The 15,203-nt window shown below is 53.0% G+C and carries 16 protein-coding genes; 6 read left to right on the top strand and 10 right to left on the bottom strand.

What is annotated here, in order from left to right; translation table 11 throughout:
- Nucleotides 1-4: 4 nt before the first annotated feature.
- Genes fliI through fliF form a run of 4 tightly spaced genes read right to left on the bottom strand, consistent with a single transcriptional unit; the run spans nucleotide 5 to nucleotide 4,739 of the window.
- Nucleotides 5-1,375 carry a flagellar protein export ATPase FliI gene (fliI, locus tag FDW97_RS06255; protein ID WP_137350776.1) on the bottom strand — a complete coding sequence of 457 codons (1,371 nt, stop codon included), beginning with the start codon at nucleotides 1,373-1,375 and terminating at the stop codon, nucleotides 5-7.
- Nucleotides 1,375-2,082 (bottom strand): flagellar assembly protein FliH, encoded by a 708-nt coding sequence (gene fliH, locus FDW97_RS06250; RefSeq protein WP_069323568.1) that lies wholly within the window; start codon nucleotides 2,080-2,082, stop codon nucleotides 1,375-1,377. The genes fliI and fliH overlap by 1 nt, the downstream gene beginning before the upstream one ends.
- A complete protein-coding gene (fliG, locus tag FDW97_RS06245) occupies nucleotides 2,075-3,073 on the bottom strand; it encodes a flagellar motor switch protein FliG (protein WP_003030443.1) in 999 nt (332 codons plus the stop codon). The genes fliH and fliG overlap by 8 nt, the downstream gene beginning before the upstream one ends.
- Nucleotides 3,066-4,739 carry a flagellar basal-body MS-ring/collar protein FliF gene (gene fliF / locus FDW97_RS06240; RefSeq protein WP_038641569.1) on the bottom strand — a complete coding sequence of 558 codons (1,674 nt, stop codon included), beginning with the start codon at nucleotides 4,737-4,739 and terminating at the stop codon, nucleotides 3,066-3,068. Before fliF ends, fliG begins: the two co-directional genes overlap by 8 nt.
- Nucleotides 4,740-4,955: 216 nt before the next feature.
- Here fliF and fliE point away from each other — a divergent pair, with 216 nt between their 5' ends.
- Nucleotides 4,956-5,270: a flagellar hook-basal body complex protein FliE gene (fliE, locus tag FDW97_RS06235; protein ID WP_016153486.1), complete on the top strand. Its 315-nt coding sequence runs from the start codon at nucleotides 4,956-4,958 to the stop codon at nucleotides 5,268-5,270.
- A gap of 54 nt (nucleotides 5,271-5,324) precedes the next feature.
- On the opposite strand, the gene yedF is transcribed toward fliE, so the two are convergent.
- A complete protein-coding gene (yedF, locus tag FDW97_RS06230) occupies nucleotides 5,325-5,558 on the bottom strand; it encodes a sulfurtransferase-like selenium metabolism protein YedF (protein ID WP_000790504.1) in 234 nt (77 codons plus the stop codon).
- On the bottom strand, nucleotides 5,555-6,781 hold the full coding sequence (gene yedE / locus FDW97_RS06225) for a selenium metabolism membrane protein YedE/FdhT (protein ID WP_371414781.1): 1,227 nt from the start codon (nucleotides 6,779-6,781) through the stop codon (nucleotides 5,555-5,557). Before yedE ends, yedF begins: the two co-directional genes overlap by 4 nt.
- A gap of 164 nt (nucleotides 6,782-6,945) precedes the next feature.
- On the opposite strand from yedE, the gene yedD reads away from it, so the two are divergent.
- Nucleotides 6,946-7,359: a lipoprotein YedD gene (gene yedD / locus FDW97_RS06220; protein ID WP_137350963.1), complete on the top strand. Its 414-nt coding sequence runs from the start codon at nucleotides 6,946-6,948 to the stop codon at nucleotides 7,357-7,359.
- Nucleotides 7,360-7,399: 40 nt separating this feature from the next.
- On the opposite strand, the gene amyA is transcribed toward yedD, so the two are convergent.
- The 4 genes from amyA to fliD all read right to left on the bottom strand — a co-directional run bounded on the left by amyA (nucleotide 7,400) and on the right by fliD (nucleotide 11,150).
- Nucleotides 7,400-8,887, bottom strand: coding sequence for an alpha-amylase (gene amyA / locus FDW97_RS06215; protein ID WP_085048007.1), 1,488 nt, complete (start codon nucleotides 8,885-8,887; stop codon nucleotides 7,400-7,402).
- A gap of 68 nt (nucleotides 8,888-8,955) precedes the next feature.
- Complete coding sequence (fliT, locus tag FDW97_RS06210; RefSeq protein ID WP_003030458.1) at nucleotides 8,956-9,327, bottom strand: flagella biosynthesis regulatory protein FliT; 372 nt, start codon at nucleotides 9,325-9,327, stop codon at nucleotides 8,956-8,958.
- Entirely contained in the window at nucleotides 9,327-9,734 is a 408-nt protein-coding gene (gene fliS, locus FDW97_RS06205; protein ID WP_085048008.1) for a flagellar export chaperone FliS, read from the bottom strand. Before fliS ends, fliT begins: the two co-directional genes overlap by 1 nt.
- Before the next feature lie 15 nt (nucleotides 9,735-9,749).
- Nucleotides 9,750-11,150: a flagellar filament capping protein FliD gene (gene fliD / locus FDW97_RS06200; RefSeq protein ID WP_085048009.1), complete on the bottom strand. Its 1,401-nt coding sequence runs from the start codon at nucleotides 11,148-11,150 to the stop codon at nucleotides 9,750-9,752.
- A 255-nt stretch (nucleotides 11,151-11,405) separates the two neighbouring features.
- Here fliD and FDW97_RS06195 point away from each other — a divergent pair, with 255 nt between their 5' ends.
- The 4 genes from FDW97_RS06195 (at nucleotide 11,406) to tcyJ (ending at nucleotide 15,187) form a co-directional block, all read left to right on the top strand.
- The gene (locus FDW97_RS06195) at nucleotides 11,406-12,671 is read left to right on the top strand and encodes a FliC/FljB family flagellin (RefSeq protein WP_085048010.1); all 1,266 of its coding nucleotides are present in this window, start codon (nucleotides 11,406-11,408) and stop codon (nucleotides 12,669-12,671) included.
- Between the two features lie 162 nt (nucleotides 12,672-12,833).
- Nucleotides 12,834-13,553, top strand: coding sequence for an RNA polymerase sigma factor FliA (fliA, locus tag FDW97_RS06190; RefSeq protein ID WP_038641545.1), 720 nt, complete (start codon nucleotides 12,834-12,836; stop codon nucleotides 13,551-13,553).
- A gap of 56 nt (nucleotides 13,554-13,609) precedes the next feature.
- Complete coding sequence (gene fliZ / locus FDW97_RS06185) at nucleotides 13,610-14,161, top strand: flagella biosynthesis regulatory protein FliZ (protein ID WP_069323574.1); 552 nt, start codon at nucleotides 13,610-13,612, stop codon at nucleotides 14,159-14,161.
- Between the two features lie 225 nt (nucleotides 14,162-14,386).
- Entirely contained in the window at nucleotides 14,387-15,187 is an 801-nt protein-coding gene (gene tcyJ / locus FDW97_RS06180; protein WP_032939603.1) for a cystine ABC transporter substrate-binding protein, read from the top strand.
- The last annotated feature ends 16 nt before the right edge of the window (nucleotides 15,188-15,203 follow it).

The following is a 15,203-nucleotide window of genomic DNA, read 5'->3' as shown; positions in this document are numbered from 1 at the left end:
TCAATCACACACCAGGGAAAATCAGTTCTAAAGCGTGCAGGGAATCTTCCCAGTCAGCCCGTTCAAAGATGCCTTGCTGTAAAAAAGCTTCAAGTTGTGGCCATAAGGCGATGGCTTTATCCAGCATGGGATCGCTGCCTTTGGCATACGCCCCAACGCTGACCAGATCGCGGTTACGCTGGAAGCTGGATAGCAACTGTTTAAAATTACGCACCCGCGCATAGTGTTGTTCACTAATGAGCGCGGTCATGGCGCGGCTGATCGAGGCTTCTATATCGATTGCCGGGTAATGACCTGCCTCGGCCAGATGGCGGGACAGCACAATGTGACCGTCCAGAATCGCGCGTGCTGAATCGGCAATCGGGTCCTGCTGATCGTCACCCTCGGTCAGGACGGTGTAAAACGCGGTAACTGACCCGCCACCGTGAATACCGTTCCCGGCACGTTCCACCAGCGCCGGTAATTTGGCGAATACTGACGGCGGATAACCTTTGGTTGCTGGCGGCTCGCCGATCGCCAGCGCGATCTCACGTTGCGCCATCGCATAGCGGGTGAGGGAATCCATAATCAGCAATACGTGCTGTCCACGATCGCGGAAATCTTCGGCGATGCGCGTGGCGTAGGCCGCGCCCTGCATACGCAACAGCGGCGAAACGTCCGCCGGAGCGGCAATCACCACCGAGCGTGCGCGACCGTCAGCGCCGAGAATATTTTCAATAAAATCTTTAACTTCGCGGCCACGTTCGCCAATCAGCCCGACGACGATGACATCGGCCTGGGTATAACGCGCCATCATGCCAAGCAGGACGCTTTTACCGACGCCCGAACCTGCGAAAAGTCCCATACGCTGACCGCGCCCGACGGTTAACAACGCGTTAATGGGGCGCACGCCGGTATCCAGCACATGTTCAATAGGTGTGCGCTGCAGCGGGTTAAACGGCTGCGTCATCAGCGCCCCGGTTTCGGTGGTATCCGGCGCGGGCAGACCGTCGAGCGGTTTGCCGCTGCCGTCGAGCACCCGGCCCAGCAGAGCAGGACCCAGCGGTAATTGTTTCCCGCTTTGCAGACCTTCTCCGGCAATATTCTTCGCGTACACGCGCGCGCCGGGCAGAACGCCTTCGACCTCTTCGAGCGGCATCAGAAACAGTCGCTGACCGTTAAAGCCCACGACTTCACTTTCAACTTCCTGGGTTTCGTTGCCATCCTGCCGTTCAATGACGCAGGTGGCGCCCAGCGGCAGCTGTAATCCGGTGGCTTCCAGCACCAGCCCGGTGGCGCGGGTCAGACGCCCGTAACGACGCACCGCAGGCAGCAGCGACATTTTCTCTTCGAAGTTGTCCAGCGTATTGAGCCAGCGAGTCAGACGAGTGGTCATTACACGACTCCTGGCGCGGCCAGACGGCAGAGCTCTTGCCAGCGCGTGGCGACGCTGGCATCCAGATCGCCTTCGTCGGCAGAGACTTTACAGCCGCCATGATGCAACGTGGGATCGCCGCGCAGCCGCCAGCCGTGCAGACTGAGGGTGGCACCGAGCATCTCTTCCACCCGCTGGAGATCGTCCGGATGTACGCGCAACTGCGGTTTACCGCTAAACAGCGGTTCCTGCTGCAACAGCTGTTGGATTTGTTTAATCAGCGCCGCGTTATCTACGACAGGCGTCTGACCTATCACCTGACGCGCCGCCTCCAGCGCCATTTGCATCAGGCGCGAGGCAATCACGCTGTCCAGAGCGTCCAGCGTATTCTGAAATTCGCTCACCAATTGCTGCATACGGGCAGTGATTGGCGCATGCTGCGCGCGCGCCTGGTTCTGGCCTTGCTCCAGGCCCTGATTCAGCCCTTCCTGATAGCCTTGTTCGTGGCCCTTTTGTCGACCTTCCGCCAGACCAGCGTTATAACCTTGCTCGTGGGCCTGCATTTGCAACTGCGCGAGCTGCTGCTCAAGCTGTTGCTCTGCTGAGAGTTCCGGCTCGTCGGTCTCTTCTGACAACGGTGTTTCACTGTGGTCGGCCAGGACGAACTCCGCCACCGGTGGGGCGAGATCGTCCGGGGTCCAGACTTTCCACGGCAGTTCGTTAGACATAAGTATCCTCGCCGCTGCCGATCACCATCTCGCCGGTTTCCGCCAGACGACGCACAATAAGCAGAATCGCTTTCTGTTCGTTTTCCACTTGCGACAAACGTACCGGACCGCGGTTGGCAAGGTCGTCGCGCAGAATATCGGCAGCACGTTGCGACATATTGCGCAGGAACTTCTCGCGTAGCGGCTGTTCGGCGCCTTTCAGGGCAATCAGCAGCGATTCGGAATCCACTTCCTGCAGCAGGCGTTGGATACTGCGATCGTCGACGTCCACCAGGTTTTCGAACAGGAACATCTCGTCGATAATTTTCTGCGCCAGTTCGCCGTCGAATTCGCGCACGGCGGTAATAACGGCTTCTTCCTGCTGGGTTTTCATCAGGTTGATGATTTCCGCTGCCGTTCTTACGCCGCCCATTTTGCTGCGCTTGAGGTTCTGGCCGTCGAGCAGACCATTCAATACTTCGGTCAATTCCGCCAGCGCGGCAGGCTGTACGCCGCCGAAAGTGGCGATACGCAGCATGACGTCGTGACGTAAACGTTCGTCGAACAGCGCCAGAATATCGGCCGCCTGGCCCCGTTTGAGGTGCACCAGAATGGTAGCGATAATCTGTGGATGCTCGTCGCGGATAAGGTCGGCGGCGCTTTGCGGCTCCATAAAGTTGAGCGTTTCAATGCCGCTGGTGGTATCGCGGGTTTCCAGAATATCTTCCAGCAGGCTGGACGCGCGTTCTTCACCCAGCGCTTTCACCAGCACCGAGCGCAGATATTCGTTGGCGTTAATGTTGAGCGCGGCAAATTGTTCGGCTTCTTGTTCAAACTCCGCCAGCACTTCCGTCAACTGTTTATTGGAGATCTGGCGTACGTTGGCCATCGCCGTACTGAGCGCCTGAACTTCGCGCGTGGAAAGGTGCTTAAACACCTCCGCCGCGCGATCTTCGCCAATGGTCATCAGCAGGATGACGCTTTTATCGGTACCGGTAAGGGCATTACTCATGATCGTTACTCATCCACTGACGAATGACCAGCGCCACGACGCGCGGATCGTTATCTGACATTTCACGAATACGCTGGCTCATGACTTCTGCGCCCAGACGCTGATTCGTGCGACGTTGCTGGGTCTGTTCGTCTTTGCTGAGGCGAACTTCTACCGCTTCTTCGGTTTCCTGACGGATACGTGTTTGTTCTTGCGCGGCTTTCGCTTCTTCGCTGCGACGGAGCAACTGCGGGCGAACGGCTTTCCGCCACAGGAGCCAGGCGACCAGCAGAACCAGTAACCAACGACCTGCGGACATTAACTGATCAATAAAGAACGGCTGTTTCCAGAACGGAAGCTCACCCATGGAATCGTCGGTCGCTGTGAACGGAGAGTTCACCACGTTCAGGGTGTCGCCACGTTTGTCGGAGAACCCCATCGCTTCGCGGGTCAGATCCTCAATCTGTTTCATCTGTTCGGCAGTTAACGGCAGCGGTTTGCCATCCGGTAACGTTTTATAGTTGACCACGACGGCCACCGAGAGACGCTGCACATCGCCAACGTTCATTTTGGTGTGGCGAATGGTACGGTCGACTTCATAGTTACTGGTTTCATTGCGCTGCGTACTGCGCGGACCTGCATTGTTACTGTTATTCGTTGTCTGCGTGGTTTGCGCATTTTGCTGATTAGCCGGTGGGTTGGCGATTGGCGCGGTATTAGCCGGGGCTGGCTGATTAGACAATGCGCCTGGGACGCCGCCAGGCGCTCCGCTACCAATTTGCTCACTGACGTTTAACTGGCGTGAGCGCAGCACGGCCTGGGACTCATCGCCGTTTGGACGGTATTGCTCTTCGGTTTGCTCTTTGTTGGCAAAATCCAGCTGTGCGGTGACCTGTGCGTGTACGTTACCGTTGCCGACAATCGGCGACAGGATCGATTCGATCCGGCGTTGCACGCGGGCCTCGACATCGCTGGCGTATTTCAGTTGCGCATCGTTGAGATCGCGGCTGCTGGTGTTCGACTGGGTTAACAGATGACCCGCCTGGTCGACCAGCGTTACGTTGCCCGGCGGTAAGCCTGCAACAGCGCTGGAGACCAAATGCGTGACCGCGCTGATCTGACCTTCATCCAGCGCACGCCCCGGTTCCAGATTAACAGTGACGGAGGCTGAAGGCGCTTTTTGCTCACGTACAAACAGCGATGGTTTAGGCATCGCCAGATGCACGCGGGCGCGTTTTACCGGGCCCAGGGTTTCAATGGTACGGGCTAACTCACCTTCCAGCGCGCGCTGGTAGTTGACCTGCTCGCTAAACTGGCTGATACCAAACTTTTCCTGATCCAGCAGCTCAAAGCCAACGGCACCACCTTTCGGCAGGCCTTGCTGCGCCAGACGCAAGCGCAGCTCGTGGACTTTATCGGCAGGAACTTCAATAGCGCCGCTTCCCTCAGTAAAACGATAGGGAACGTTCATCTGCGTCAGTTGGGTGACAATCGCGCCGCCATCCTGATCGGAAAGATTGCTGAACAAGGTGCGGTAGTCGGGCGCTTTGGCCCACAGAACCATCGCCACAACGATAGCGACGGCAGCGGCTCCTGCCACAATCAGAGGAATTCTGGGATTCGCGCGCAGGCGGTTTAACCACTCGAGAGGTTTAAGCTGGGTTGCAGTCGATGCTGTCGCACTCATCTCGCACCTCGTGGCTTATCGTGGACGGCGTTTTTTGCAAAGTGGAACAAGACTCACTCCCGGGTCAGCAAACTCGAAAAATTGACGGTCTCATTATTTGCGGTTTCGAATTTTTCTATGGGTTAAAAACCGTGGTTTTTTATCGTTATTTAACGCCTTTATCTTATTGACTAACTGGTAATCTCAGCTACGTGAAAATTCATCCAGGGGATCAGAATGTCGGCAATACAGGGGATTGAAGGGGTCATCAGCCAGTTACAAACCACGGCGATGTCAGCAAAAATGCAGGATATGCAGCCACAACCGACCGTGAGTTTTGCCGGTCAGCTACATGCGGCGTTAGACAGAATCAGCGATGTGCAGACCGCGTCCCGTGTCCAGGCTGAGAAATTTACCCTCGGTGAACCGGGTATTGCGCTGAATGATGTGATGACCGATATGCAAAAAGCGTCGGTGTCGATGCAGATGGGGATTCAGGTTCGTAATAAACTGGTATCGGCGTATCAGGAAGTGATGTCGATGCAGGTGTAGGGACAACGTGCAGATAATGTAGGCCGGATGAGCGCAGCGCCATCCGGCAAACACTTACTTTTGAATCAAATAGCGAATCGTTGGGCCATCCTGCTGAATATCCAGCACCGTATAGCCGTGATTGCGCGCATCCAGTGGAATATTATTGATTGACTGCGGGCAGTCGCTCACCACTTCCAGAATTTCCCCTTTCTTCAATTGCGGCATCGCTTCCAGCGTGGCAACTGCCGGATACGGACACGGCTCGCCGACCATATCGAGGCGATAATCAGGCACGATATTTTTCATACAGACTCCTTGGCTGGCGTCAGCCCGGCACGGCGGAAGAAACGCTTTTCCCAGCCGATGATGAGCATCAGCGCGGTAAATAACAGCAGATAGGTCACCAGCAGGCCACCCAGCGGACCAAAGGTGTTGAGCAGATTCACCTTATCCCAGTTGGTGGCCAGAGCAGGCGCAAAATCATCCCAGTAGTAAGCCAGAATGGTTGAGCCAATAACGTTGCCCAGACCAACCCACCAGTAATGCACCTGGCCTTCAACCGCGCGATACATCCAGCCGGTTTCACACCCGCCCGCTAAAACGATGCCGAAGCCGAACAGCAAGCCGCCAAGCACTGCATTCGGACCCGCCCACATAATCTTCGGCTCGACGCCTAACTGCACATAACTAAAAATACCGATGGCGCTGACCGCCATCCCGAAGATGATCGCTTTTGCCATATGGGTGCGACCGGAAATCCACAGGTCGCGGAAGGCTGAAGTGAAGCAGATCTGCGCCCGTTCAATCAGCAGACCGAACCCGACGCCGAACAGCATCGCCAGGCCGAGCTTAGGTTTATCCATCGCAGTGAGTAACGCCCAGCCGATCATGCCGATAAACACCAGCATCCCGAGGCGAAAACGACGACGCGCCTGATCCGGTTTTTGCGTCAGCGGGGAAGCGGCGGAGACTTTCTGCATTTTGACCGGAATACGGAACATCGGCAGCAGGGTAAAGCGTGCGCCAAACCACGAGCCAATGGCTGTTGCCAGCGCAAAAAACCAGGCGTGTAGTGAGAACTGCGGAATACCGGTAAAGAACGCGGCCAGGTTACACCCCATCGCCAGACGGGCGCCGAATCCGGCAATCATCCCGCCGACTATCGCCTGCATAATGCGTATCCGACTGCGCGGCATGCGGAGTTTGACGTTGTTGGCCCAGAGAGCGGCAGCAAAACAGCCGCCGAACATACCGAGTATCATCATTCCGTCGATACGGGTCAGGGGAGAGCCTTCAAGATGGATCAGCTTGTAGTATCCCCACTCTTCGGCGTGAACGCCAAATAATTGCAGGATTTGACCACCCCAACGGGTGAATTCGCCGGTAACGGCCCAGAAGGTTCCGGTGATGCCGAAGTAGTAAGTAGAGAGAATACCCGCTGCGATGACCGCAGGGGCAGGGGCCCAAAATTTAATTAACCAGGCCTGTTTGAAGTGTTGCCATGACATGCGTTTTGCCTCTGAACTCAGAAGGTATGTAACAAGAAGTGTGGATACTACACCGATCAGAATTTTTGACTATGAGTAATAAGAGGTAACACTGTCTGGATCAATATTTCTCAATGCTACCGAAAGGCTGGCGGCATCAGACCTTTAATGCCACAATCCCATTTTCTTCGCATGCAGGATGAATGATGAAAAAATTAGCAATCGTTGGGGTATTTCTGGCGCTGAGCGGATGCGCCGAAGTAGAGAATTATAACGACGTGGTGAAAACGCCAGCGCCAGCAGGTCTGGAAGGCTACTGGCAGTCAAAAGGTCCGCAACGCAGCCTGGTCAGCCCGGAAGCCATTGCCAGCCTGGTGGTGACGAAAGAGGGCGATACGCTGGATTGTCGCCAGTGGCAGCGGGTCATTGCTCTACCGGGGAAGCTGACGATGATTTCCGGCGATCTCACCAACGTGACCGTGAAACGTGAGCTGTATGAGATTGAGCATGAAGGCAATACGCTGGAGTATGATGGCATGACGCTGCAACGGGTGGATCGCCCGACGCCGGAATGTGCTGACGCGTTAAAGAAAACACCGCTGGCCACGCCGCTGCCATAAGCAGCACGCCCCGGTAGCCAGCGGCCACCGGGGTTGAGTATTACAACACGTCTTCAATCACCCACACGCTGACGCTACCGCCGTTACAGAAAAACGTTGCTTCCCCGTTTTCATCGGTGACCACGCTTTCTTCGCGATTTCCCAGATAATCACGCCAGGTTTTATTACCGTAATTCGCGCCGAGATTGATGGTCTTTTCCCCATCATCACCATTAGACAACACCACCACACAGCCGGGATCTTCGTCCGTTCCGCTGCGGCTAAAGGCGATACAGTTAGGGTGATCAAAAAAGAGCGTCTGAACGCCGTGAGCGAAGCGCTGGCGGGCGAGGATCAGTTCGGGGAGCTGTTCGATGATCGGCATGTCGATAGAATAGGTTTCGCCATCGCCGCCGGTGTCTTCGTAATGCGCCCCGTAGAGGTCAGGATAAAACACCGACGGTACACCGTTTTCCCGTAGCAGGATCAACGCATAGGCCAGCGGCTTAAACCATGACTCGACAGGGGCTTCCAGCGCCTGCAACGGCTGGGTATCGTGATTGGCAACCAGCGTGACGGCATGAAACGGATCGGCCTCGACTAACGTGTCCGTGAAGATTTGGCTCATGTCGTAATCGCGGCCCTGACGGGAGGCTTCGTGGAATTTCATCTGCAATGGGGCGTCGAACAGCATGGTTTTCCCCTCCACCTGGTTAATGTAGGTTTGCAGTTTGTCGACCTCGTGGGACCAGTATTCCGCGACAATAAATAATGGCTTGGGCGCGACCTCCTGTACGTGTTCAATCCACTCTTTATAAAACCATGCCGGAATATGTTTCACCGCATCTAAACGAAAACCGTCACACTGGGTTTGCTCCATCACCCAGCGCGCCCAGTATTTGATCTCCTCGGTCACGGCGTGATTTCGAAAATCGATGTTCTCGCCCATCAGATAATCAAAATTACCCAGTTCATCATCCACCTGATCGTTCCAGCCTTCACCGGTATAATCGTTAACGATTTTGAAAATGCCGTCTTCGGTGGGGTTCTCGATATGGTCAATGCCACTGAAGCATTTATAGTCCCAAATGAATTGTGAATACTGGCCTGCGCGGGCGGGGAAGGTATAGCGCGTCCAGGCCTCACATTCGATGATTTCATCGTCTATTTGCGTGCGATCGTCGGCGTTAACCCGCTGGACACGAATACTCTCTTTTTCATCCGCGCCCATTTTGTGGTTAACCACCACGTCGAGCAGTACGGCGATGTCGTTGTGTTTCAGCGCGTCAATTGCCGCCAGCAGCTGGTTTTTATCGCCATACTTGGTGGGGATGGTTCCCCTCTGGTCAAACTCGCCCAGGTCAAACAGATCGTACGAGTCGTAGCCAACGGAATAACCGCCTGATGCGCCTTTATAGGCGGGGGGCAGCCATACCATATTGATGCCGATATCATTGAGTCCGCCCGCGCGTTCGGCAAGCTCGGGCCAGAGTTGACCCCCATCGGGGTAATACCAGTGAAAATACTGCAATAACGTGGGATTTTTCATCTTCCGTGCTCCAGAAGTCGTTTGGCCGACCTCTGGAGTATGGAAGATTATTCAGATTTAACAGAAAATTATTGCGGGGCGGTGGGGGCGTCGGGTACTAACAGCATGCCGGAAAGACGGCCATAGGCGTTATTGAGCGTCTTCTGGCGCGTCGACTGGCCGATAAGATTGCTGAGTTCATCCAGCCGCTGTTGTAACAGTGTTTTGAGTAACTGTTCGTTATCCAGCGTCTGTTTAATATACCCGGCCACTAAGTCCTGAATACTTCGTGTAATGCCAGGTGGAGTTTGCTCTTCCATGACCACTTCAATACTTTGCAGATACGTAACTTCCTGTTCCAGTAAAAGGTCCCATTCACCCCGCTGCGCCAGTTCCAGCAGCGAGTGACTGAGTAGCGCGATGCGCTGCCAACGGTTGATAAACTCCACGGCTGAGGTCATTAACGAGACTCCTGGGACGACGCTTTCGGTGAGATCTGTTTCCAGGCTTCCGCAATGTTGCCGAGCAACCCTTCGACTTCTTCAATAGCCTGACAATCATTACGCAAGTTGGCTTGCAGTAAACGACGAATCATATAGTCATACAGCGCAGACAGGTTGGTGGCGATTTCACCGCCATTTTCCTGATCCAGACCTGCTTTCAGACCATTGTCGATAATATTAATGGCTTTACTTAACGCCTCGCCTTTGGCGACGATATCACCCTGTTGCATAAACAGGCGAGCGCGCACCAGGGCGCTGTTCGCGCCATCAAACAACATTTCGATCAGCTGATGCGGGCTGGCGCTCATTACGGCGCTTTCCACACTGACCTGTGCATAGGCTTTGGTACCGCTCGCGGTATACATGCTTACCTCGTGTTATCAGGATTTATTCATCGCTGTAAATTGTTGGCCCAGGTAGGTACTGGTGTTATTCAATTTGCTCATCATGCTATCGAGCTGGGTAAACTGCGCCGTATAGCGCGCAACCATGTCGTCAATGCTGGCGCTGACTGACAGGTACTGTTTGGTCAGTTTCTTCAGCGTGGCGTTAATGCTGTCTTGCGCACTATCAATAATGCCGTCATCAGCCAGATAGCTTTTTACTTCAGTGGCAATTTTTGTAGTGATGCCGGTTTCTTTGCCGTCGCCAGCCAATAACTCGCGTACCGAAGCGGTGTTTTCGTCCAGCGCTTTTTTCAGTTTAGTGTCATCGATGGTCATCTTGCCGGTTTTGCCATCCTGCTTGATGCCAATTTCATTCAGCGTCTTAAAGGCGCCTTCGCTGCCGGAGTTAGCAAACTGCGCACGGATACCAGTCTGGATCATACGTACTACGCTATCACCCACTAGGGCACCGTTGTCTTTGTCCTGTCCTTCAGCACCTTGATCAACGGCTTTATATTTGGTCAGCGTATTAAAGGTATCGATCAGTGAGTTATAGGCATCCACCCAGCCTTTAATCGCTTCCGTAGCTTTCTCATTGCTTTTCGTGACGGTGACACGCGCGTCGGTGACCTTTTTGGTCAGTTCCAGCGTCACGCCCTGCGGGGCATCGGTAATTTTGTTGCTTTGACGTTCAATTGGGATCCCGTTCATCGTGAGCTGTGCGTTTTGCGCTTTAACCAACTCAGTCATTTTTCCGGTGCCAGCTTTGCTGTCGTAGGCCAGCATATCGTTCAGCTTGCTGTCGCCGTCAACAGAGATGGTCATTTTGCTGTCCATACCTTCTGCTGCGGTCAGCACCAGTTTGAACTCGCCATCTTTCACCTTCACGATGCTGGCGGAGATGCCGCTATCGGTATCGTTAATCGCCTTACTGATATCATCCAGCGTGGTTTTGTCTTGCGACAGTTTAATCTCCAGCGGCTCTTTACGACCCGGCTGCTCAATCTTAATTGTACGGGTGGCAGAACCATCACCCAGCGCCTCTTTGCTGGAAGCAACCGATGAGGTGCTCAGAGACTGCGCCTGGGCCAGCTGTGTGACGCTGATGGTATAAATACCCGGTGCCGCGCCGGCTTCGGTGGTCACTTTCAGGTCTTCAGTACTGCTGGTCACATTGCTGCTTCTGAACAGTTCCGGTTTATTTAACGCGGTATTGGCCGTCTGGAATTTTTCCAGCGCACTCTTCAGCGTACCGTAAGCCGTCAGCCGGGCGGTGTTATCACTTTGCTGCTGAGTAATTGGATTTAGACGTTTTTTTTCTGCAATAGTCAGGTTGTTTAGCAACGTGTCCAGTGGTAAGCCTGAGCCCACGCCCAGTGATGTAAATGAAGCCATGCCCGATTCCTTGTGATTGCAAACAATTGTTAAGCGGGTTATCGGCAATCTGCGCGCAAAGTTTAATGATAGTTTTGTCAAAATAATGCGCGGAATAGTGGTGCATAAAGAGGGTATTTCACGGGCTAAGAAAAAAGAGAGCGGAAAGTAAAAATTTTCTAAAGTTCGAATTTAAGGTGCCGATACAAGGGTTACGGTGAGAAACCGTGGGCAACAGCCCAATAACATCAAGTTGTAATTGATAAGGAAAAGATCATGGCACAAGTCATCAATACAAACAGCCTGTCGCTGTTGACCCAGAATAACCTGAACAAATCTCAGTCCTCACTGAGCTCTGCTATCGAGCGTCTGTCCTCTGGTCTGCGTATCAACAGCGCGAAAGACGATGCTGCTGGTCAGGCAATTGCCAACCGCTTTAGTTCTAACATTAAAGGTCTGACCCAGGCATCTCGTAACGCCAACGACGGTATCTCCATCGCACAGACCACCGAAGGTGCACTGAACGAAATCAACAACAACCTGCAACGTGTGCGTGAACTGGCTGTTCAATCTCAAAACGGTACTAACTCTGACAGTGATGTTCAATCAATTCAGCAGGAAATAGAACAACGACTGGCTGAAATTGACCGTATTTCCGGCCAGACTCAGTTTAACGGCGTAAAAGTTCTGACTCAGGATACGAAGTTAGGTATTCAAGTTGGTGCTAATGACGGCGAGAAAATTGAAATTGATCTTAAAAAGATTGATACCACAACTTTAGGGCTGTCTAAATTCTCCGTCGATACTGGTTTTGACACTACAAAAGTAAATGCTACAGCTATTGCTGATGGTACTGCGAACGTTGCCATTTCATATAAAAAGGTGACTGCAGATATCCAGGCTGATGGTAATGCTACGAAGAAAACAGCTGATGGACTGTATGCTTTAAGTAATGGCTCTGGTTATGCAGTTAAAACGGGGGCAACCTACCATGCAGCAACTATCGCTGCTGATGGTAAAGTAACTTGGGATTCTGGTTCTACTGATATTGCAGCTACTGTTGATACGACTAAAGCGGTCACTGAAGCGAATGTCGCGACGAAAAAAGTTACTGTTGATACAAAGTCATTGGCAGCTAACCAGACTTTAAACTCTTATAAAAAAGACGACGGTACTCTGGGTTATGTGATCAAGGAAGGTACCGATTATTATCGTGCTGACATCGATTCAAACGGAAAAGTTAAAGTAGGTACGGCAATTTCCAGCAATCCTGATGTGCTTTCAACTATTGATAGTGCACTGAAAATGGTTGATGGGCAGAGAAGTTCACTTGGTGCAATTCAGAACCGTTTCGATTCTACTATCACCAACCTGGGCAACACCGTTAACAACCTGTCCTCTGCTCGTAGCCGTATCGAAGATTCCGACTACGCGACCGAAGTGTCTAACATGTCTCGTGCGCAGATCCTGCAACAGGCGGGTACTTCTGTTCTGGCACAGGCTAACCAGACCACGCAGAACGTTCTGTCTCTGCTGCGTTAATTTACGCTTATCGCGCAAACCCCGCTCCGGCGGGGTTTTTTACATTTATCTTTACCCGTAACCCCCAAATAACCCCCCATTTCACCCACTATTCACCCGATTAAAACCCCTGCAGAAACGGATAATCATGCCGATAACTCATTTAACGCAGGGCTGTTTATCGTGAATTCACTGTATACCGCTGAAGGTGTAATGGATAAACACTCGCTGTGGCAGCGTTATGTACCGTTGGTGCGTCACGAAGCATTGCGCCTTCAGGTGCGTTTGCCGGCGAGCGTAGAACTGGATGACCTGCTACAAGCGGGCGGCATCGGGTTATTGAATGCAGTTGACCGATATGACGCTTTGCAAGGAACGGCATTTACCACTTACGCAGTGCAGCGTATTCGTGGAGCGATGCTGGACGAACTACGTAGCCGGGATTGGGTGCCGCGTAGCGTTCGGCGCAATGCTCGCGAAGTGGCACAGGCGATGGGACAACTGGAGCAGGAGTTAGGGCGTAACGCGACGGAAACCGAAGTGGCGGAGCGTCTGGCTATTCCTGTGCAAGAGTATCGTCAGATGTTGCTTGATACCAATAATAGCCAACTCTTCTCCTATGACGAGTGGCGGGAAGAGCATGGCGATAGTATTGAGCTGGTGACGGAAGAACATCAGCAGGAAAACCCGTTACAACAGCTACTTGAGGGTAACCTCCGCCAGCGCGTGATGGAGGCGATCGAGGCATTGCCGGAGCGCGAAAAGCTGGTGTTAACGCTGTACTACCAGGAAGAGCTGAATCTGAAAGAGATCGGCGCGGTACTGGAAGTCGGGGAGTCGCGGGTCAGCCAGTTGCACAGCCAGGCCATCAAACGTCTACGCACCAAGCTGGGTAAGCTATAGGGGTAATCATTACCCCTGAACAATGCCGCATTACGAATTGACTACCAGGAGTTCTCATGACGGTGCAGCAATCAAAAAGACGGCCTCTAAGCCGCTACCTCAAAGATTTCAAACACAGCCAGACGCATTGCGCCCATTGCCTGAAGTTGCTCGACAGGATCACGCTGGTTCGCCGTGGACAAATTGTTAATAAAATCGCCATCGCCCGCCTGGACACGTTGCTGGATGAAGCAGAGTGGGAACAGGAGAAAAAAGAGTGGGTGGCGCTGTGTCGTTTTTGCGGTGATTTGCATTGCAAAGAGCAAAGCGACTTTTTTGACATCATCGGATTTAAACAATTTTTATTTGAGCAGACCGAAATGAGCCACGGCACGGTACGTGAATACGTTGTCCGCCTGCGCCGCCTTGGCAATCATCTGACCGAACAAAATATCTCTCACGAATTGCTGCAGGAAGGGTTCCTCGACGAAAACCTTGCCCCGTGGCTGCCGGAAACCAGCACCAACAATTATCGCATCGCATTGCGTAAGTATGAGCAGTTTAAAGCCCATACGCATATGGGGCATATGCAGAAATCCTCCTGGACAGCCAGTTCTGATATATATTAAAAACGAATAAGGTGTAACGGAGTGGTGTTTGTGAATCACGACAAACGCTCTACACTACGCTCATATACACGTCATCCTTCAAGCTGTCTCTGCGTTGGCTGCACTCCCTCGCCCCAGTCACTTACTTTAGTAAGCTCCTGGGGACTTACTCGCTTGCCGCCTTGATGCAACTCGAATGATTTTGTGTATAAATAGCAGTCACTAATGACAATATTCGGGGTAACTATGAAATTAGCACTTCTGGGACGTCAGGCTCTGATGGGTGTAATGGCTGTTGCACTTGTCGCCGGAATGAGCGTAAAGACTTATGCAGATGAAGGTCTGTTAAATAAAGTTAAAGAGCGCGGTACGCTGCTGGTGGGCCTGGAAGGGACCTATCCCCCGTTTAGTTTTCAGGGCGATGACGGCAAGCTGACGGGTTTCGAAGTGGAGTTCGCCGAAGCACTGGCAAAGCACCTTGGGGTGAAAGCCACGTTGAAGCCGACCAAGTGGGACGGCATGCTGGCCTCGCTTGATTCCAAACGCATTGACGTGGTTATCAACCAGGTGACCATCTCTGACGAACGGAAGAAAAAATACGATTTCTCTACCCCGTATACGGTCTCTGGTATCCAGGCGCTGGTGAAGAAAGGCAATGAAGGCGTTATCAAGACCGCTGCCGATCTGAAAGGTAAAAAAGTCGGCGTGGGTCTGGGCACCAACTATGAAGAGTGGCTGCGCCAGAACGTGCAGGGCGTGGATATTCGTACCTATGATGATGACCCGACCAAATATCAGGATCTGCGTGTAGGCCGTATCGACGCGATTCTGGTTGACCGTCTGGCAGCGCTGGATCTGGTGAAGAAAACCAAAGATACGCTGGCCGTCACCGGTGAGGCCTTCTCCCGCCAGGAATCTGGTGTGGCGCTGCGCAAGGGCAATGAAGATCTGCTGAAAGCGGTTGATGCCGCCATTGCCGAAATGCAAAAAGACGGTACGCTGAAAGCGCTGTCTGAAAAATGGTTTGGAGCGGATGTGACGAAATAATCGTCATCCGATGAAA

The sequence above is a fragment of the Citrobacter sp. wls708 genome, assembly GCF_005281255.1.
GTDB classification, from domain to species: Bacteria; Pseudomonadota; Gammaproteobacteria; order Enterobacterales; family Enterobacteriaceae; genus Citrobacter; species Citrobacter werkmanii.
This window is presented reverse-complemented; position numbering and strand designations above follow the sequence as displayed.